Annotated in this window: 19 protein-coding genes; 9 read left to right on the forward strand and 10 right to left on the reverse strand. The window is 43.4% G+C overall.

What is annotated here, in order from left to right; translation table 11 throughout:
- Nucleotides 1–246: 246 nt before the first annotated feature.
- Together ettA and Q4519_RS02755 are read left to right on the forward strand one after the other, a co-directional pair.
- Entirely contained in the window at nucleotides 247–1911 is a 1665-nt protein-coding gene (gene ettA, locus Q4519_RS02750) for an energy-dependent translational throttle protein EttA (RefSeq protein WP_232801851.1), read from the forward strand.
- 189 nt (nucleotides 1912–2100) lie between these two features.
- The gene (locus Q4519_RS02755) at nucleotides 2101–2466 is read left to right on the forward strand and encodes a PilZ domain-containing protein (protein WP_232801850.1); all 366 of its coding nucleotides are present in this window, start codon (nucleotides 2101–2103) and stop codon (nucleotides 2464–2466) included.
- A 151-nt stretch (nucleotides 2467–2617) separates the two neighbouring features.
- Here the strand turns inward: Q4519_RS02755 and Q4519_RS02760 are convergent, their stop codons facing one another.
- A complete protein-coding gene (locus Q4519_RS02760; protein ID WP_303509248.1) occupies nucleotides 2618–3037 on the reverse strand; it encodes a gamma-glutamylcyclotransferase in 420 nt (139 codons plus the stop codon).
- Between the two features lie 153 nt (nucleotides 3038–3190).
- On the opposite strand from Q4519_RS02760, the gene Q4519_RS02765 reads away from it, so the two are divergent.
- Complete coding sequence (locus Q4519_RS02765; RefSeq protein ID WP_232801849.1) at nucleotides 3191–5164, forward strand: sodium:proton antiporter; 1974 nt, start codon at nucleotides 3191–3193, stop codon at nucleotides 5162–5164.
- 114 nt (nucleotides 5165–5278) lie between these two features.
- Here Q4519_RS02765 and Q4519_RS02770 read toward each other — a convergent pair whose 3' ends face one another.
- The gene (locus tag Q4519_RS02770) at nucleotides 5279–5878 is read right to left on the reverse strand and encodes a LysE/ArgO family amino acid transporter (RefSeq protein WP_232801848.1); all 600 of its coding nucleotides are present in this window, start codon (nucleotides 5876–5878) and stop codon (nucleotides 5279–5281) included.
- 274 nt (nucleotides 5879–6152) lie between these two features.
- On the opposite strand from Q4519_RS02770, the gene Q4519_RS02775 reads away from it, so the two are divergent.
- From Q4519_RS02775 to Q4519_RS02785, 3 genes are all read left to right on the forward strand, one after another.
- Complete coding sequence (locus Q4519_RS02775; RefSeq protein WP_232801847.1) at nucleotides 6153–6575, forward strand: thiol-disulfide oxidoreductase DCC family protein; 423 nt, start codon at nucleotides 6153–6155, stop codon at nucleotides 6573–6575.
- Nucleotides 6544–6822, forward strand: a complete 279-nt coding sequence (locus Q4519_RS02780; protein WP_303509256.1) for a hypothetical protein — start codon at nucleotides 6544–6546, stop codon at nucleotides 6820–6822. The genes Q4519_RS02775 and Q4519_RS02780 overlap by 32 nt, the downstream gene beginning before the upstream one ends.
- 113 nt (nucleotides 6823–6935) lie before the next feature.
- On the forward strand, nucleotides 6936–7685 hold the full coding sequence (locus Q4519_RS02785) for an SDR family NAD(P)-dependent oxidoreductase (protein WP_303509259.1): 750 nt from the start codon (nucleotides 6936–6938) through the stop codon (nucleotides 7683–7685).
- A gap of 3 nt (nucleotides 7686–7688) precedes the next feature.
- Here the strand turns inward: Q4519_RS02785 and Q4519_RS02790 are convergent, their stop codons facing one another.
- Both Q4519_RS02790 and radA read right to left on the reverse strand, forming a co-directional pair.
- On the reverse strand, nucleotides 7689–8105 hold the full coding sequence (locus Q4519_RS02790) for a GFA family protein (protein WP_303509262.1): 417 nt from the start codon (nucleotides 8103–8105) through the stop codon (nucleotides 7689–7691).
- A 45-nt stretch (nucleotides 8106–8150) separates the two neighbouring features.
- Nucleotides 8151–9515, reverse strand: a complete 1365-nt coding sequence (gene radA / locus Q4519_RS02795) for a DNA repair protein RadA (protein WP_232801843.1) — start codon at nucleotides 9513–9515, stop codon at nucleotides 8151–8153.
- 159 nt (nucleotides 9516–9674) lie between these two features.
- Between radA and Q4519_RS02800 the strand changes: the two genes are divergently transcribed.
- Complete coding sequence (locus Q4519_RS02800; protein WP_303509269.1) at nucleotides 9675–12020, forward strand: PilZ domain-containing protein; 2346 nt, start codon at nucleotides 9675–9677, stop codon at nucleotides 12018–12020.
- A 47-nt stretch (nucleotides 12021–12067) separates the two neighbouring features.
- Here Q4519_RS02800 and serB read toward each other — a convergent pair whose 3' ends face one another.
- Nucleotides 12068–13111 (reverse strand): phosphoserine phosphatase SerB, encoded by a 1044-nt coding sequence (serB, locus tag Q4519_RS02805; protein ID WP_303509271.1) that lies wholly within the window; start codon nucleotides 13109–13111, stop codon nucleotides 12068–12070.
- A 108-nt stretch (nucleotides 13112–13219) separates the two neighbouring features.
- Between serB and Q4519_RS02810 the strand changes: the two genes are divergently transcribed.
- Nucleotides 13220–13858: an AhpA/YtjB family protein gene (locus Q4519_RS02810; protein ID WP_232801840.1), complete on the forward strand. Its 639-nt coding sequence runs from the start codon at nucleotides 13220–13222 to the stop codon at nucleotides 13856–13858.
- 75 nt (nucleotides 13859–13933) lie between these two features.
- Here the strand turns inward: Q4519_RS02810 and Q4519_RS02815 are convergent, their stop codons facing one another.
- Both Q4519_RS02815 and ung read right to left on the reverse strand, forming a co-directional pair.
- The gene (locus Q4519_RS02815; protein WP_232801839.1) at nucleotides 13934–14470 is read right to left on the reverse strand and encodes a hemerythrin domain-containing protein; all 537 of its coding nucleotides are present in this window, start codon (nucleotides 14468–14470) and stop codon (nucleotides 13934–13936) included.
- Nucleotides 14471–14617: 147 nt separating this feature from the next.
- The gene (gene ung / locus Q4519_RS02820; protein ID WP_303509274.1) at nucleotides 14618–15295 is read right to left on the reverse strand and encodes a uracil-DNA glycosylase; all 678 of its coding nucleotides are present in this window, start codon (nucleotides 15293–15295) and stop codon (nucleotides 14618–14620) included.
- Between the two features lie 365 nt (nucleotides 15296–15660).
- Here ung and grcA point away from each other — a divergent pair, with 365 nt between their 5' ends.
- Entirely contained in the window at nucleotides 15661–16041 is a 381-nt protein-coding gene (gene grcA / locus Q4519_RS02825) for an autonomous glycyl radical cofactor GrcA (protein WP_232801837.1), read from the forward strand.
- Nucleotides 16042–16127: 86 nt separating this feature from the next.
- Here the strand turns inward: grcA and tesB are convergent, their stop codons facing one another.
- The 3 genes from tesB to thrB form a co-directional block, all read right to left on the reverse strand.
- Nucleotides 16128–16997: an acyl-CoA thioesterase II gene (gene tesB, locus Q4519_RS02830; RefSeq protein WP_232801836.1), complete on the reverse strand. Its 870-nt coding sequence runs from the start codon at nucleotides 16995–16997 to the stop codon at nucleotides 16128–16130.
- 241 nt (nucleotides 16998–17238) lie between these two features.
- Nucleotides 17239–18516, reverse strand: a complete 1278-nt coding sequence (gene thrC / locus Q4519_RS02835) for a threonine synthase (protein ID WP_303509279.1) — start codon at nucleotides 18514–18516, stop codon at nucleotides 17239–17241.
- Nucleotides 18513–19469, reverse strand: a complete 957-nt coding sequence (gene thrB, locus Q4519_RS02840) for a homoserine kinase (protein WP_303509280.1) — start codon at nucleotides 19467–19469, stop codon at nucleotides 18513–18515. The genes thrC and thrB overlap by 4 nt, the downstream gene beginning before the upstream one ends.
- Nucleotides 19470–19484 lie beyond the last annotated feature (15 nt).

The following is a 19484-nucleotide window of genomic DNA, read 5'->3' on the forward strand; positions in this document are numbered from 1 at the left end:
ATCCGAGGCGCAACGTCTCGGATTTTTTTATCTGCTTAAGCAGTATTACTTTCCAGCCAACGCCAACAAAATTAGCCATACTTTTACGCCTTTACGGTTGTCAAATGCCTTAAATCCTGTTTTCATTGCTGCATTATTGTAGTGGGTCAGCACGCTGCGAGCTTATCGCATTTTCTAGCGTTATCACCAAGCTGACAAATACCACTACGAGAGCAATTCAATATACTGTTATTAAAGGAAATATTAATGGCACAGTTTATCTATACCATGAACCGCGTGGGCAAAGTCGTTCCCCCCAAACGCACTATTTTAAAGGATATCTCACTTAGCTTTTTCCCGGGCGCTAAAATTGGCGTATTAGGTCTAAACGGTGCGGGTAAATCTACTCTTTTGCGCATTATGGCAGGTGTAGACACTGAAATTGAGGGCGAAGCACGGCCCATGCCGGGCATTAAGATCGGTTACTTACCGCAAGAGCCTAAACTCGATTTAGATAAAACCGTGCGTGAAGTGGTAGAAGAAGCCGTTGCCGAAGTGAAAAATGCACTGGTGCGTTTAGATGAAGTGTACAACGAATACGCCCTTGAAAACGCTGATTTTGACGCCCTAGCTAAAGAACAAGGCGAGCTAGAAGCCATTATTCAAGCTCATGACGGCCATAATCTAGACAACCAACTAGAGCGCGCTGCAGATGCACTGCGCTTGCCTGAATGGGACGCGCAAGTTAAGCACTTATCAGGTGGTGAGCGTCGCCGCGTTGCTATTTGTCGCTTGTTACTCGAAAAACCAGACATGCTGCTACTTGATGAGCCAACTAACCACTTGGATGCCGAGTCAGTGGCTTGGTTAGAGCGCTTCTTACACGATTACGAAGGCACTGTTGTAGCCATTACCCATGACCGTTACTTCTTGGATAACGTAGCGGGTTGGATCTTAGAGCTAGACCGTGGTTACGGCATTCCTTGGGAAGGTAACTACTCATCTTGGCTTGAGCAAAAAGATGCACGTTTGCAACAAGAAGCGTCACAAGAAAAAGCGCGTCAAAAATCCATTGAAAAAGAATTGGAATGGGTACGCTCTAACGCCAAAGGTCGTCAATCTAAAAGCAAGGCACGTATGGCGCGTTTTGAAGAGCTTAATAACCAAGATTACGCTAAACGTAATGAAACCAATGAACTGTTTATCCCAACAGGTCAGCGCTTAGGCGATCAAGTTATTGACGTCACTAACCTGAAAAAATCCTTCAATGGCCGTGTGTTAATCGATGATTTGTCTTTCAGCATTCCGAAAGGCGCTATCGTGGGTATTATCGGCCCTAACGGCGCGGGTAAATCGACCCTGTTTAAGATGATCAGCGGTCAAGAACAACCCGACTCCGGTGAAGTAAAACTCGGTGAAACAGTTCAACTGGCGAGTGTTGACCAGTTCCGTGACCACATGGATAACAATAAAACGGTATTCCAAGAAGTCACCGGTGGCGGCGACATGATGATGGTAGGCAATATCCAAATTCCTAGCCGCGCCTATGTAAGCCGTTTTAACTTTAAAGGCACCGACCAACAAAAGCGTGTAGGCGATTTGTCTGGTGGTGAACGCGGTCGTTTACACTTAGCCAAACTATTGCAAACTGGCGGTAACGTATTGCTACTGGATGAGCCAACCAACGACTTGGACATCGAGACCCTACGTGCGCTGGAAGATGCGCTATTAGAATTTGCTGGCTGTGCCATGGTTATTTCCCATGACCGTTGGTTCTTAGACCGTATTGCCACACACATTCTTGATTACCGAGATGAAGGCCAAATCAACTTCTATGAAGGTAACTACACCGACTACGAAGCTTGGCTGAAAAAAACCTACGGTGCAGCAGCGGCAGAGCCACACCGCATTAAATACAAACGAATTTCATAAGCTAAGTTTGAACCTAGCAAATACGCCCAGCCTTGCTGGGCGTTTCTTTTTCGGCAAAGTCGCACAAAGCTCACATCTTAGTTATGCTTAAAAGCGCAGAGGATGATCTTGGGTAAAAAAAGCGCTAATCTGCCAGATATCGCTTGGGGAAGCATCCCTAACAGCCATATTAACTACAGGAACAGATGTATGTCAGAGCGTAGAAAGTTTTCCCGCGTGGTATATGAAGCCAGCGCATCAATTGAAGCGAATGGGCAACAATGGTCTACTCAATTATTAGATTTGTCGTTAAAAGGTGCACTTGTTGCCACTCCTGACAATTGGACCGAAGCCGTCGGCACTGAGTTAGTCTTGCATTTTACGTTAGTCGATACCAACATCGAACTCAGTATGAATGTCTCCTTATGCCATCAACATGACGATCATTTAGGCTTAAAAACTACCAGTATTGACATTGAAAGTGCGACTCATTTGAAACGTTTAGTACAGTTGAATGTTGGCGATGATGAGTTGCTCCATCGAGAGTTAGAGCAGCTGGTGAAAGAGCAAGACTAAACGCGATTTATCTTTCATTGCTACATTTAGGCTCGACTGATTACACCACCACTTAAAGCAAAACTAATCGGGATAGCGCTTGTTGATTATTTCTTATGTGTTATCCCATCATAGCGCCATTAAGAATCAAAATGACGAGTGCTCACGACCTCTACTTGGCTAGCTCTTGCATAAAATCACCAGAAGGTATTAACTTACTTGGCTCTACTGGCCAGCAATAGCGATACAACCTGGCCCTAATAAAGCGATTGCTAGGCGCGTGGGTGATCAACTCAACTTCTTTAAGCTCTCTAATATATTCGTGAGGTTGCGGATAGGCTAATGTACACTCCTCGTATTCATCAAGCAGGCGTAATAACTTACCGGGGTCATTCATCTTGTACACTTCACCTAACACCCAATCGTTGTCAGACTGGGGGGTCACTAAACCGGGATAACTCGCAACCAAAAATAAACGACCGGAAACACGCGCATCACTCACATATTGGCTTTGCTGCTTAATTAAATCATGACGCGTCCCTGCTCGACGTAACGAACCATAGACAAAAACAAACTGACTTTGGTGATCCATTATGGCGACTCCAAACTAAACTCACCGTAAATGTAACAAACTTATGATGCTATTGAAGGCAACACCACAATTATTAACAAAGCTATCAAATATACTGGTAACTTGTTTTTAGCCTGATCATTTTAATCTTTCAAATACCACAAAGGAATAAACATGGTAGAACACATAACCGGTATGCTGGCACTTATAGGGGTACTGTCTCTGTTATGTCAATGGGTGGGATGGAAACTACGACTTCCAGCCATCTTACCTTTATTATTGTGTGGCCTATTACTTGGCCCCGGTTTAGGCTGGCTTCAGCCGGATGCTATTTTTGGTGACTTACTGTTCCCCATTATTTCATTAGGAGTGGCCGTTATCTTATTTGAAGGGGCGCTCACCCTTAATTTTAAAGAAATTAAAGAGCACGGCCGGATGGTGACCCATTTAGTCTCAATTGGCGTGCTGATCACTTGGGCTTGTGTCACTCCTGCGGCCTACTTTTTGCTCGGCTTTGACTGGCCTATCGCCTTGTTGTTTGGCACCCTGGTAGTGGTAACTGGACCGACTGTGATTGTGCCCATGCTGCGCTCAGTGCGGCCAAAATCAAACCTAGCCAGCATCTTGCGCTGGGAAGGCATAGTAATCGATCCCATTGGGGCACTACTTGCCGTATTAGTATTTGAGTACATTACTGTCACTGCCGATCCCACGACTCATGTCATGGTCTCTTTAGGATTAACTTTATTGATTGGCCTTGGTCTCGGTGCATTGGGTGGATATGGCATAGGCATGGCCATTAGAAAAAACATCTTTCCACATTACTTACGCAATACCGCAGTACTGACCATTATGCTCGGTATTTTCGTTGGCTCCAATATTCTGCAAGAAGAGTCCGGTTTATTAACGGTCACGGTAATGGGTATTTGGCTTGCCAATATGCGCGCAGTAGATATTGCGGATATATTGGAGTTCAAAGAAACACTAACTGTTTTGTTGATCTCTGCGTTGTTTATTCTATTAGCTGCGCGATTAAACTCCGACGCCATGCTCAGCCTAGGTTGGGCTGGCTTAGGTGTATTACTGGTGGTTATGCTTGTCGCCAGACCACTGAGTGTTTGGATCTCTGGTATTGGTACTTCTCTCACCAGAGCCGACAAATGGTTCTTAAGTTGGCTGGCTCCCCGCGGTATCGTTGCGGCAGCAATATCTTCTTTATTTGCCATCAAACTAGAGCAGCTTAATGTCGCGGGCTCAGAATTAATTGTTCCCTTGGTATTTTTGATCATCATCGGCACAGTTGTGGTGCAAAGTTTAACCGCAGGAAGTTGGGCTCAGTTTCTCGGTGTTCAAGCTGGCTCACCACAAGGTTTGCTGATGTTCGGCGCTTCTAAATTTTCTAGAGAACTGGCCCTTATTTTACAAAGTAAAAACATTCCCGTTGTGCTCACAGATACCAACTACGACAATATTCGTTTGGCGCGAATGCAAAACTTACCAGTGTATTTTGGTAACCCAGCTTCCGAGCACGCAAGTAACTACCTTGATTTAAATGGCATTGGCCGCGTATTGGTGATGTCGCCCTACCGCCAACTTAATCCTTTAGTGAGTTTTCATTTTCAGGATTTATTCGGCATTAATAAAGTGTATGGCCTTAATAGCCGTGATAGCAGCAGTGCTCGGCATCAGTTATCCGAGTCTTACCTTAAGCGCCTATGCTTGTTTGGTGAGAATGTAACCTACGCCAAGCTAGCCAGCTTAATGGCAAAAGGGGCCATATTAAAAATCACCAGTATTACTGATAACTTTACCCACGAGCATTTCCGCCTGCGCTACGGTGAAACAGCGATCCCTTTGGTATATATCACGAAAGAAAATAAAGTTAAGATCATTTCAGAAACAGAAAATAACCAACAGCAAAATGATATTGAGCTGATCAGTTTACTGCCCCTTGATGCCCAAGAGCACGCTATTCTACAACGTGCAAAAGAAGAAGCGGCTGAGCGAGAGGCCAAAGCAAAAGCGAAAGAAGAAGCTGAGCGAGCCAGTGAAGCGGTCAAGGAGCAAGCGCGCCTAAGTTCCACCGCTGAGCCTGAACTGCAGGCCACCGCTAACAACAAAGAAGTAAAAACAAACCACAACGAGTAGTGTTAAAAAGGTATCCAAGCAAAATTTAGATGCTTGGATACCTTTTTAACCAAACAAACTCTCGCAGAGCAAACAGGTTGATATTGCTTACGCAAGGCGAAAAAGTGCTCTTCTTTATAGAATTAATGATGCGGCAATAAACCACATGATGCCCGCAATGACAAAATCAAGCAATCGCCATGATAAAGGATTCGCGAATAGCGGCACCAATAAACGAGAACCAAAACCTAAGGCAAAAAAGAACAATAAAGAAGCCAACATGGCACCAAAGCCAAATAACCATTTTTGCGCGCCGTACTGAGTCGAAATAGAGCCCAATAAAATAACGGTATCTAAATAAACATGAGGATTAAGCCAAGTAAACGCAAGGCACGTAAGCACAACCTTACCAATGGAAAAGAAAGTATCAGATGCAGGGGCTAATGAATCGGCCTTATGGTTAATGGCCGCCCACAAGCTCCGAGCACCATAAACAATTAAAAACAGCGCACCGGCATAACGTGCAAACTGTTCTATCCAAGGCGCTTGTTTCACCAGCACTCCAAAACCAGCAACACCAAGAGCAATCAAAGCCGCATCAGATAGTGCACAAATGGTACACACTAAGAGCACATGCTGCCCTTTAAGGCCTTGGCGCAATACAAACGCGTTTTGTGAGCCGATAGCAATAATTAAACTGAAACCCAACAATAACCCTGTAACAAAAATATCCACTTTTACCTCTAGATCATGAAAAAACCTACCTGATGTAACCAGTTACAACAGCAATAAACACAAAGTTGCTCATGGTATACATTAAAAGACATGTAACAAAACAGCTGATCCTTTGAAACATGTACATACCGAGCTCAGATAAAAACAAGCGGCAATATGTACCACAATATGCCTTAACCGAGTTAAAGTTAAATAAGATCTAATTGACCAATTAATACGTTATCTAGTGTGAGACTCATTAATTTACATTAAGACAACTTATCAAGGAGCTGAGATGACTTCCCCCTATGAGCTGACGATCTATTTTGATGGACTTTGTCCGCTATGTCATCGCGAAATGCAACAGATTAAGCGTCGTGATCGGCATAACCTCATTGCTTTAGTCGATATCAACCGCATCGATTTTGAACAAAACTATCCACATATAGACAGAAAACACGCCAATGATATTTTACATGGCGAGCTAGCAAATGGCGCTATTCTGCTTGGTTTAGACGTCACACATAAAGCTTGGTCATTGGTTGGTTGTAACAAGCTAACATCGCTACTACGAGCCCCCGTAGTCAGGCCCTTTGCCGACCGAGCCTACTTAGTATTCGCCAAACACAGATATAACATTTCATTGCTGCTCACGGGTAAAAAGCGTTTAGCACACAGTGCCTGTGATGACGGCCACTGCATCACAAAAATTCGTTAGTTATTTTGGGGAAAATACGCCAAATAAACCGCAATATTATTGCGCCATCATCATTGATGAGAACATTGCATCACAAAAATTCGTTAGTTATTTTGGGGGAAATACGCCAAATAAACCGCAATATTATTGCGCCATCATCATTAATGAGAACATGGCATCACAAAAATTCGTTAGTTATTTGGGGGAAAACACACCAAATAAACCGCAATATTATTGCGCCATCATCATTGATGAGAACATTGCATAACAAAAATTCGTTAGTTATTTTGGGGAAAATACGCCAAATAAACCGCAATATTATTGCGCCATCATCATTGATGAGAACATTGCATCACAAAAATTCGTTAGTTGGAGTAAAATATGCCAAGTAGACGGGAATATTGCGCGTTGGTTATTGGTGCGAGTAGCGCCATTGCTCAGCAGTTAATTAAGCAACTTAGCAGCGATGAGCAGATCAAAACTATTTACGCCATCAGTCGTCAGCATACCAACTCGCCTACGGGCATCAAAGTTGTACCGCTAACTTGCAACAACACTGAAACAGAAATTTTAGCTAACTTAGAGCAAATTGATACACTCTTACCTGTACGTTATGTATTTATATGCAATGGATTTCTCTATGGCCAGCAGCCAATAACCCAAGCTGAGATAACACCCGAAAAGCGCTTGGAAGATATAAGCCCTGAGAATATGCTGGCGCTTATGCAAAGTAACATGCTCGTGCCACTAATGTGGCTAAAGCATTTGGTGCATCAACTACCCACTAAACTGGAATCACATATCGTCATTTTCAGCGCACGAGTCGGCAGTATTAACGATAACCGTTTAGGCGGCTGGTACAGTTATCGCGCCTCAAAAGCAGCCCTTAATATGATGATAAAAAATGCCGCGATTGAATACGGGCGACGACTCAAACAGGCGAAAATCATTGCATTTCACCCAGGGACAACCGACACCCCGTTGTCTAAACCTTTTCAAGCCAAGGTGGCTAAAGAAAAGTTATTCACCGCTGAATTTGTTGCCGCGCAGTTACTAAGCTTGTTACCAAACTACCCGCCTAATGGCCAAGCAAGTTTTATTGATTGGCAAGGACAAGCCATTGACTGGTAGCCATTAACCTACCCCTTGAGCAAAACATTGGGTTGAACTATCAACCATTAATTGGCTAACCCAATCTAATTGGTCATCACAATACACGTTTAATTGCGGTTTTAAACCCGCTTTTTGAAGCCCATGCACGCAACCTAAATACACCATACTCAAGCCGGGTAATTTAAGGTTTCGATTAAACAACGGCGTAGCACAAACACGACAAGTATATCGGGTAGCATTATCAGTAACAGCGTAGGTATTGAGTAATGCCATATCGACCACTAACTGCTCGGTATCTACAATCACATAAGTTGAAAAAGCCGAGCCATTCATCGCGCGACAAAGATCACAGTGACAACTAACGACGGTTCGCGCAGGGGCACCGCTCGTAAACGTCACAGCACCGCAGTGGCATTGTCCATTTAACAACTCATTCATCCTTCATTCCTTTTATCATTGCCCTACGATTTTTCATCGTTAGGATTACAACACTTCTAATGCATCACTCAGTTTTTTAACGCCAATCACTTCCATGCCTTCTATTGGCTTTTTCGGCACGTTGGCTATGGGCACAATAGCACGTTTAAAACCGTGTTTAGCCGCCTCAATAATCCGCTCCTGACCACTGGGTACAGGGCGGATCTCACCCGATAAGCCAACCTCACCAAACACCACTAATTCTTGCGATAAAGGTTGATCACGAAAACTCGAAACCAATGCCACTAATAAGGCCAAATCGGCACTGGTTTCAGCGACCTTAACCCCACCGACAACATTCACAAACACATCTTGATCGGCCATTTGTAAACCGCCATGACGATGCAATACCGCTAATAAAATAGCCAACCGGTTTTGCTCAGTTCCCACCGCCACACGGCGCGGGTTACCTTGTTGGGAATAATCCACTAAGGCTTGAATTTCCACCAGCAGCGGCCGAGTGCCTTCCCATATCACCATCACCACCGAGCCAGAGGTATTTTCTTCCCCGCGAGACAAAAAAATCGCCGATGGGTTACTAACCTCACGCATACCGCGATCGGTCATGGCAAATACACCTAATTCATTCACCGCACCAAAACGGTTTTTATGACCGCGCAGTGTGCGATAGCGAGAGTCTGCATCACCATCAAGCATCACCGAACAGTCAATACAATGCTCAAGTACTTTTGGCCCAGCCAAAGAGCCATCTTTCGTGACATGGCCGACCATAAAAATAGCAACACCAGTCTGTTTAGCAAAACGCGTTAAATAAGCGGCGGCTTCACGGACCTGCGATACACTGCCCGGCGAGCTTTGCACATCAGCCACATGCATCACTTGAATCGAATCAATCACCATGATTTGCGGTTTTACTTGCTCCGCTAAATGACAAATTGTTTCAACACTGGTTTCAGAGAGCATTTTTAACTTGTCATTTGGCAACCCTAAACGGTTCGCACGCATGGCAACCTGTTGCAACGACTCTTCACCTGTAACATACAACGCTCCCATGGTTTGCGCTAAATGACACATGGTTTGCAGTAACACAGTACTTTTACCGGCACCTGGGTTACCACCAATCAAAATAGCACTGCCGGGAACAATGCCACCGCCAAGCACGCGATCAAGCTCCTTAAAACCACTACTAAAACGTGGCAAGTCCGCCAGCGAAATATCATTTAACACCTGAACTTTTGCTTGAGTGGCCCCACTGTAACCTTGATGGCTGGCATTACGACTGCCTTTGGCCGGCGCTAAACGTACTTCTGTGATGGTATTCCACGCCTTACAGTCATTACATTGGCCTTGCCAACGTGAAAATTCTGAACCACATTCATTACATACATAAGCGGTTTTTGCTTTAGCCATAAGCCCTCTAAACGTTATTAAACCCGTTTTGCCGATTGTTCGGCACAATTTTTGTATCATACTACGCAATAATAAAAAAAAGCGACTGCTCCCCGTTGTCATTACGGGTAAAGTAAATACGCAGTTTTCTCTTTGACTCTATTGGCTAATCATACTTTCATGGATTTAAAAGACTACCAAGGACAAATCGAACAGCTATTGCCATTAATGCGCGAGTCTGATTTTAATGATCTGCTCGATAGGATTTTATTTGGTGAAAGTACCAATGTGAAATTCTTAGTTAAGATGGAACTCAATCGCCTTAACGCCCCCTGCCAACGCATCATAGATTTGCGTGACAAATACCCTGATACCAAAGAGTTTACCTTTGGTGAAAAGCGTCACTTTCTTGACGACACGGCGATCAAAGCCTTTGAAAAATCCCTCAAGAGGTTCAATAACATCTATACCATGGGGGTGTTTGAAGATGTTGTTAATCAAAAACGCGAGCCTAAAAATACCGAGAAAACAGAAAAAGTTAAAGCCCTACTCCAAGCTGAGCACCTAAACCTGCAGCGCTCTAATGCCCGAGGCGCTGAGCGAATGCACTTTGCCATTCCAGTGCAATTTCTGACTCAAGATGGCCAAGAGATAGCAGCAACCACTTCAGATATTTCAACCACAGGCTTAAGAGTCAAAGTAAGCCTTGAACATCGCGTGCAAACGGGTACCGATGTCGGCATTATTTTTACTGGCTTACAAAAAGAATTTAGCGGCCCTGAACTTAGAGCCCCAGTGCCTTACACGCTAGTTGGACAAGATAAAACAAAAGACATCATTTGGCTTCGCCTAGCACGAACTCAAGACCCTACTCGATTTGATAACTTTCTTGATGGCTTTATTAAAGGCAATAAGCATCGCTACAAAATTAATACTGACAATTTATTGCACTCGGTCACAACCAAAGGTTACGAACAATATTACCTGCCTTTAATGAAAGGGTTACCGCTTTTTTTCAGTCATCACAGCGAGCCCAAACTTGAGAGTGTGCTGTGTAATAGCCAAAACCTGCCTATCTTAGAATACTGGCGTGATGAAAAAGGTGAAAACAGCCTTTCTCAATTACTTAATCCAGAGCGGATAGCGCTGATTTTAAAGCAACCAGGTGAAATTAAAGAAACCCTGATATTTAGCTTTATTCACCATACCGAAAGTAAAGCCTTCTTTATTGCTGCGAGTAAAGAAGAGCTGCAACAAAGTGGACTTAAAACATTATTCCTTTCTTTTGCGTCCAGAAAAGCCAGTTGGCGAGTGTATAAGTTACAATTAACAGTCGCTGAGCCGACCATACTTAAGCGCCAGTTTAATGAGCATAGCCCGCAAAACGTATCGCGTATTGCCTTAGAGAAGGCCTTAGAGGTGCGTTATGTTGGCTGGTTAGCCGATGTGACCTTAGAGCAACATAAACCTAGCTACCAAAGCCTTGCCAGTGAGATAAAAAGTGCAAACCAGCTCAACCGTTTTGTTAGTAAAAAACAAACCCATTTTGAGCAGTTGCCTTTCAAATTTGTACAGCAGCGCCAAGAGAAACGCTATAACTACAACACACTAGTAGAGCTCACCACTAAAGCGGGAGTGTTAGAAGGGAGCACACAAGATTTTTCACCAAGAGGATTAAAAATAGCCCTCACCCAAGCGGCCCAAGTCAAGAAGGGAGAAAAGGTACTGATTTCTCTACCCAAGTTACAGAGCTTGACTAAAACCATGAACCTGTCGCGCATGGTGTATCGAGTGGTTGGATTTAATCCTGCACGCACTATTGTTCACCTATGCGTCGGCAAACATGCGGAATCCCATACAGGTACAGAATTTTTTAATTTACTGATTGAAAGTAACCCCGGCAAACTCAGTGAAGCAGTTGAAAAGCTGCCAAAACCTGGCTTAGAGCTCGCATTACGCCATTTATGCTGCCACCATTTATTATCTGCTGTAAACTTTGTCAGTCGTCATCATGGTCATTTTGATATTGGTAAGCTGGCAATTAACGCCCAGTCCCATAGCCTAGTACCACTACTTAAAGCATTTAATAAAGAAAAGGCTCAGTTCAATCTGTCGCCTATTTTTGGTGATAAACAATTAGAGCATTTAGTCGCCACACGATTGAAAAATTTACCCGGTAATGAAGCAAACCAGCGCATTGAAATGTATATACATATCGACGATAAAGACGAGCTTAAGGTAATACGCGGGTTAGATGAAGACTTTATTGATGATAGTGAACGCAAGGCCTTTATTAACCATGCACTACAACATGGCCATTTTTACTCCCTGATTATTGATTTAACCCGAGTAGGTAAACCAGATATAGAATCGATCCAAAAAGAACTCGATTACATTGCTCATTATGCAATTCATAAAGCAAAACAAGTTGAAAACGAGCTATGGGCGATTTGCGCCCTCGTTGAACTTTTTGATACAACTGAAGAAACGTTATATCGCTTTGGACTGCGCGATCCACAGTCGTAATGAGAAGGACAAGTAGCCAGCCAGCTATCAAACTGGCTGGCGTTTACTTATGACCAAGCCGTACTCTGACTGGTGCTTAAAATGCAGAGTGCCGCTTCCAAATCCAAATGATTAATGGATACCGCTGCCTGTTCTTGCACCACAGGCTTCGCATGAATAGCCACACCCATTGCCGATGCAGCCATCATCACTAAGTCGTTTGCACCATCACCAATCGCGACGGTTTGCGCATGACTAACACCATACTGTTGGGCAAGCTCACCTAAAACGCGTGCTTTAACTTGGGCATTAACGATTTCGCCCAACACTTTACCCGTCAACTTGCCATCGACAATCTCTAAGGTATTGGCAAATACCTGATCAAAACCTAAGTTATCTTTTAACGCTTGAGCAAAATAAGTAAAGCCGCCAGAGGCAATACAAACTTTCCAGCCCGCTTGCTTTAGACCTGCAATTAAGCCTTCCAAGCCAGGCATCAGCGGCATATTATCAATCACCTGATTAAGAATACTTTCATCCGCGCCTTCGAGTAAGGCCACTCGACTGCGCAAGCTTTCATTGAAGTCTAACTTACCATTCATGGCTTGAGCGGTCACCGCTGAGACTTGCTCGCCGACACCGTATAAGCGTGCAATTTCATCAATACATTCAATTTGGATTGTGGTTGAGTCCATGTCCATTAACACCACACCTGGCTCGGCCAAGTTAGGGATATGATCAACAAAAGCAAAATCCAATTGATGTGTTTGGCAAAAATCTTGAACTAAGGCTTTCGTTCCTGCTGGCGCCTGAACTAAATCAAGGCGAACAACGGTGGCCCCCAATATATTCTTTGGCGCGTAGGCATAAATACCATCGACTTTATTTTGTAATAGAATGTTACTGAATTGACTCAAAACTGGGCTAGTTAATGTGCGGCCCATTAACACTAACTGCTTAGCGGGTAACGTTGACACCTGAGTAACAGCACTGGCACCTTGAGGTTCAAACAAGAGAGCATCAAATGCCCCCACTTGCTCAATTAATAATGCCTTCCATTGTATAAGGCTCTCTGGCAATTGGGTCACTTTGACTTCACGTAACTTTTGCACAATACTTCCCTGATTTTTATTTAAATAAATTGCGCTCAAGATAGCTATTGCGTTTTACCTTTGCAAGTACCAATCTTAGTGTGTTTCTTGGTTAGGAGTCTTTTGTTAATGACACTAAATGCAAAATTGCCTCGATTATTTATTTGGCGAATGCTGCAACTAATTGTTGCTATTGGTTTAATTGGCTACCTTGCCTACCTCACGACCAACTTACAGGTACTCGCCGATAAAAACCGAATAGAACAAACACAGCGTTTTGGCTATACCCTAACCAACCGAGCAGCGAATGATGCCGCACGCTATCTCGAAGCCGAAGACAACGAGGAGTTATCGCGCCTTGTTGATGGCCTGTCCAATGACCCTTTGGTTAGAGATGTGACCATTTACAATGCCTTTGGAGTCGTATTGCATCAATCTGCCGATGCCTTACCACTCGATTTAGTTCTCAACTTATCACCTAAAACAACTTCGGCTGATGCGCGCGAAATTGCCCAAAATCGTATTCCTTATATTGCTGAGTTATTTAAAGAAAGTACTAAAATTGGCTACCTAAGAGTAACCCTAGAGCAAGGTAAAATATTGGCGGTAATGAATGACTACCAACAAAAAGCCAATGAACTGCTCAAAACCATGCTAATAGTCGCGCTACTAATAGGCTTTTTACTCACCCGCTCACTCTCGAAAAAACGCCATTGGTGGCAACAGCTGATGTACAAATCTAAGCAACAAGGAAAAGACCTCGCTTAATAGCCTTAAGTGGCACGCTTAAAACCAAAAATCCAAGCCAAGGCTTGGATTTTTATACACAAAGAGTTGGACCGTTTACAAATTTAAGCGTTTTGCTAACGATTTATATTGATCAGCAACAGTGCGGCCAAATAGCGGGTCATCTTGCGGATCATGATGCCAGTTTTGCTCAAGGTGACGCCAATCATCCGCACTTAAGCTAGCTTTAATCGCAGGTAAAATCTCAACCTCTTCATAATCAAGGTGGGCTTTTTGTAAATTAACAAATTGTTGTAATTTTTCGATGATGTCATCACGAGACACAATCGCATCAAGTAAAATGCTGTCTATCATCTCTTTTAGTTCAGCACTAATCATTTCTAGGTTCTGGTGTTCATCATGTAAACGGTTAGCTACGCTGTCATCGACAACCCGATATTTAAGGTAGTATTCGTAAATACTGTCTTCGAGAGGATGATGAAACTTCCCTGAATAAGTTTGTAAATAAGAAACAATATCTCTCACTAAGCGGTAGTCCACTTCATCCTCAAGCTTAATCCTACTGAGCTTATCTGTTAGCACGTTGAGCAACTTGGCAATATTTTTATGATCGTTATGTATGATACTTAACACGACTGCATCCTTATGCTTATCCTTGAAAATCCACTCTATCAAGGGCTTGGGAAAAATAACTTGATGTAGAGCATTACAGCTAACTGTTACTAAAAAAATACAAATAACCTTATGATATTAGTCGATTAATATTATATCGCCAAATTATTAAGGTAATTCAGGTTGCCAATCAATTGGCGCTAGACCTTGCTGCTTCAATCGTTCGTTAGTCGCCGAAAAATGGCCGCATCCGAAAAAACCTCGATGAGCAGATAATGGCGAAGGGTGTGCTGCTTTTAGTACGTGATGACGCTCATGATTGATCATTGCACCTTTTTTTTGCGCATGAGCCCCCCACAGCAGAAAGACCACACCGTCACAATGTAGATTAACTTGCTCTATTACCTTATCGGTAAATTGCTCCCAACCACATTTAGCATGGCTATGGGCTTTACCCGCCTCAACGGTCAACACGGTATTCAGCAACAGCACGCCTTGTTCGGCCCAACTTTGTAAAAAGCCATGACTTGGAATAACAAAACCCGGTATATCATTTTGTAGCTCTTTGTAAATATTGACTAATGATGGTGGTGTTTTGATACCAGGTAAGACCGAGAAACACAAACCATGGGCTTGGTTAGGCCCGTGGTAAGGATCTTGACCAATAATAACAACTTTAACATCAGACAGTTCAGTTAGTTTGAACGCATTAAACACCTCATGCTGGGGGGGATAAACAACTTTTCCTGAATCACGCTCAGCTTTAACAAAGGACATTATTTGCTGAAAGTAAACTTGTTCTTTTTCTACACCTATTACTTCCGCCCACGTTTTATGCTGCGTCATGAGTGCTTCCTTTTAGTTAGCTAACCTACTCAGTTAGCTGATAATAAGTCATGAAGCTAGAATAACACCGTTTATAGCCGCTAGAAACCGCGCCTTAAAACTGTAACTAAAATACGTAAATTAATAACAAATAAAGATTTAAGGCTCACGTATCTGCATATCACGCCCACAATCCCTATAATCGATATTTCATTGATTAAGATCAAAGAACTAAAAGCAAAAGTACCACTTTGGGGGTATTAAATTGATTTACATCAAGCTGGGAGCTGCCTATAATAGTTCATAGATTAATCAGGAAATAAAAGTACTTATATTTCATTTTTGTTATTTTATTTCATTACTTCTATCTTAAATGGAGCTTGACCATGACAGTTGGTGTGCAAATTACTAAAGCAAATAATGCCTCTTTAATTAACTCATTTTGGTTGTTAGATGAAGCAAAGCAAGAAGCACGTTGCCTTTGTGTAAAAGACAATGCTTACGCAGAGGACCAAGTTGTTGCGTTAAATGATTTGGGTGATATCGAATACAAAGAAGTACCAGTGCAAGTAGCCCCGCTACAAGAAGGTGGCCAACACCTAAACGTGAACGTGTTAAAGCGTGAAACGCTGGAAGATGCGATAGCGCATCCAGAAAAATACCCACAACTGACCATTCGCGTGTCAGGCTATGCTGTACGTTTTAACTCGTTAACAAAAGAGCAGCAACGTGATGTGATCACGCGTACTTTCACTGAAAGCCTATAATTTTTGGGTTTTAGTCTCCATTTAGCCATGGAGCGTAGAAATAAAAAGGGCGCAGTGCGCCCTTTTCCATCTTAAGACTAAGACGATTATTTTTTCTCAGGTCTTTTTCTAATTAGCCCTTCTTGAATGGTTGACGCGACTAACAGCCCATCGCGATTAAAAATTTTCCCTCGCACTAAACCGGTCCCACCCGCTGCGGCTTGACTATCAATTTCATAAAGTAGCCATTCATCAAAACGAAACTCATGATGAAACCACATCGAATGATCGATAGTAACCACTTGCATATGCGGCGAAAAGAAAGATTCACCATGGGGGTATAGGGCTGTCGGTAAAAAGTTAAAGTCTGATGCATAAGCCAATAAATATTGATGTACCCGCAAGTCGTCGGGCATCGCACCTCTGGCTTTCATCCATACCGCACGCTTAGGCTCAGATACTTCAGGAGCCAGAGGGTTAACCATTTTTACGGGACGAATTTCAATAGGTCGATCGCAAATAAATTTTTCACGTATATACTCAGGGAGTAGATCACGGTGTTTCAACGCATAATCTTGCTCTGATTCAAGTTCCTCTGGAGCCGGTACATCAGGCATTTTATCTTGATGTTCAAAGCCGCGCTCGGGCACTTTAAAAGAGGCCGTCATGTAGAAAATATCTTTGCCATTCTGAATCGCTTTGATCCGGCGAGTGGAAATAGTACCGCCATCTCGAATCGCTTCTACATCATAAACTATCGGTTGATTAACATCGCCCGCCAGCAAAAAATAACAATGTAGTGAATGTACTTTGCGTTGCTCTTCTACTGTTTCTTTCGCAGCAGACAAGGCTTGCCCCAGTACCTGACCACCAAACACGGCACCAAACCCTAAGTCTTGGCTCTGGCCACGGTATAGTGTGTTTTCAATGCGCTCAAGCTGAAGTTGAGAGAGCAAATCGGTTAATACTTTACTCATATGATGACCTGCTGTTGAAAAAGTTGCCCATGATAGGCATATACCCCAGCAACTTCAAGGAGCTTGTTTAGCGAGAGTTTGTGGTATGTGGCGCAAGTACTGTTTGGCCGCGAGATCACTAGAGGTGTGCCCAAAACTACCTTAACCAGAAATAGGCACCAGTGACAACATGCCATGGTAGGTAGCCAAGAGCAAAAAAGGGGCAAAAGCCCCCTTTAGTAGTCATTAAACCTGTGGTGTCTTAGTTATTCATTAATAGTTCGCGCAATTGTGCAAAATCAGCCGGCATCTCTTTTGATAACAGCTCAAGATCGGCGCGATCAGCTAGCTCTTTTGGCAAACCAATATCTTTACCTAAGATGGACTCAACACTTTCTTTAAACTTAGCAGGATGCGCAGTACATAAGAAAATACCGGTCTCCCCTGCTTGTAACTGCTTAGTCAGTTGATCATAGGCGATTGCACCATGTGGCTCACATAAGTAGCCCGCAGCGTCTAATCCTTTTAAAGCCACTTCTGTTTCAGCGTCAGTTAGCATGCCTTTACCTAGTTCAGATAACGACTTACCTTTTACCTTAAACAGCTCTTCGATACGCGGCCAGTTATTTGGTTGACTGACATCCATCGCATTAGAAAGCGTGGCAACTGTTTTCTTCGGCGCCCAATTACCGTCTTGCAGGTAACGTGGCACGGTATCATTTTCATTAGTCGCAGCAATAAAACGCTTAATTGGTAAACCTAACGCTTGCGCCAATAAACCTGCCGTAAGGTTACCAAAGTTACCACTTGGTACCGACACCACAACATTGTCACGCTTATCAGCGGGTAGTTGTGAAAAAGCTTCAAAATAGTAACAAATCTGCGCAAGTAAACGGCTAATATTAATAGAGTTAGCTGAATTCAGACCAATGGCTTGTTTTAACTCTTGATCATCAAATGCGTTCTTAACCATGGCCTGACAGGCATCAAAATCATCTTCAATCGCAACGGTAGTAATATTGCCACCTAAGGTACAAAACAGCTTTTCTTGCAGTGGGCTAATTTTGCCTTTCGGATATAAAATCACCACCTTGATGTTCTCTAGGCCATAAAATGCGTGGGCTACCGCTGCGCCAGTATCACCTGACGTCGCCGTTAGAATAGTGATCGCTTTATCGCCACCAAATTTAGCCAAACATTGCGCCATAAAGCGGCCGCCAAAGTCTTTAAATGCTAAAGTTGGGCCATGAAATAGCTCAAGGGCGTAGATATCATCGCTAACTTGTTTAATTGGCGCGCCAAACTGGAATGCTTTACTCACCATATCAGACACATCTTCAGCACTGAGTTCATCACCTATCAAGTGATGTAAAATGGCGCTACTGCGAGTAACAAGATCTTGTTTTAGTAACGCATCCACATCAGCCAACGGCGCGATAGTGTCAGGGAAAAACAACCCTTGGTTTTTACCTAAACCTTGTTTAACAGCCTGTTGAAAGCTCACTTGCTCGCTGTTTTCTTTGATATTGTATAAGTTCATAACTGCGTTCCTACAACTCTTGCACCTTCTTCATCGAGGTGACAAATATGACAAAATCCGTCTTCATTTTGAATGAAGTGCTCTTCTAACCAGCTTTTTAAACGTTGTGCTTGGTCTAATTCTTTCATCACCACAAACACCGTAGGGCCTGAGCCTGAAATGCCTGTCGCTAACGCACCGCTTTGTTTAGCGTATTTACGTACTTCTTTAAAGCCGGGAATCAATTGCTGACGATAAGGTTCAGCAATCACATCTTTGAGCATGCCTGCTGCCAAGTCAGGCTGGTTGGTATAACTGGCATGCACAAAACCCGCTAAGTGACGACCATAGGCTAATACATCGCTGCGACGATATTGCGCCGGTAAAATAGCACGAGCAGCCGACGTCGACACAGTGATGCCAGGGTAAGCCACTACCCAATACCACTCTTTAAAGCTCGGGATAGCTTGGCTAATTAATGCACCTTGCTCAAGCATTAATTGCATCCCGCCTAAATAACAAGGTGCGACGTTGTCGTAATGCACACTGCCACTTATTTCACCTTCAAGCTTGCCCATTAACGCCAGCATTTCCATCTCAGCTAATGGGTAATCATGTAAAGCATTAAGGGCTTCCAATGCGGCAACAATCGAGCTAGCACTAGAGCCTAAACCACTGCCCACCGGCAGGTTTTTTTCTAGTTCCATTGCAACCGGTAGGCAAGTTATACCTTTTTCTGACAGCGCCGCTTTGTAACCTAAATAACACTGATAAACAATGTTGCTCTTGCCGTCAGCAGGCAACTTGTGAGCAAAGCGACCACTGCAAGTTAAACTGTAATCGTCAGTACCCTTTTCAATTAACACCCGATCGCCCAACAGTGAGCCATCAATTGGCGCTAACGCGCCACCTAAAACATCAAACCCAACACTCACGTTAGCCGTAGAAGCGGGGGCGTAAGCAACAAGACTCATGATCCTATTCTCCAA

Source organism: Motilimonas sp. 1_MG-2023 (assembly GCF_030547455.1).
Lineage (GTDB): Bacteria > Pseudomonadota > Gammaproteobacteria > Enterobacterales > CBDFNC01 > Motilimonas.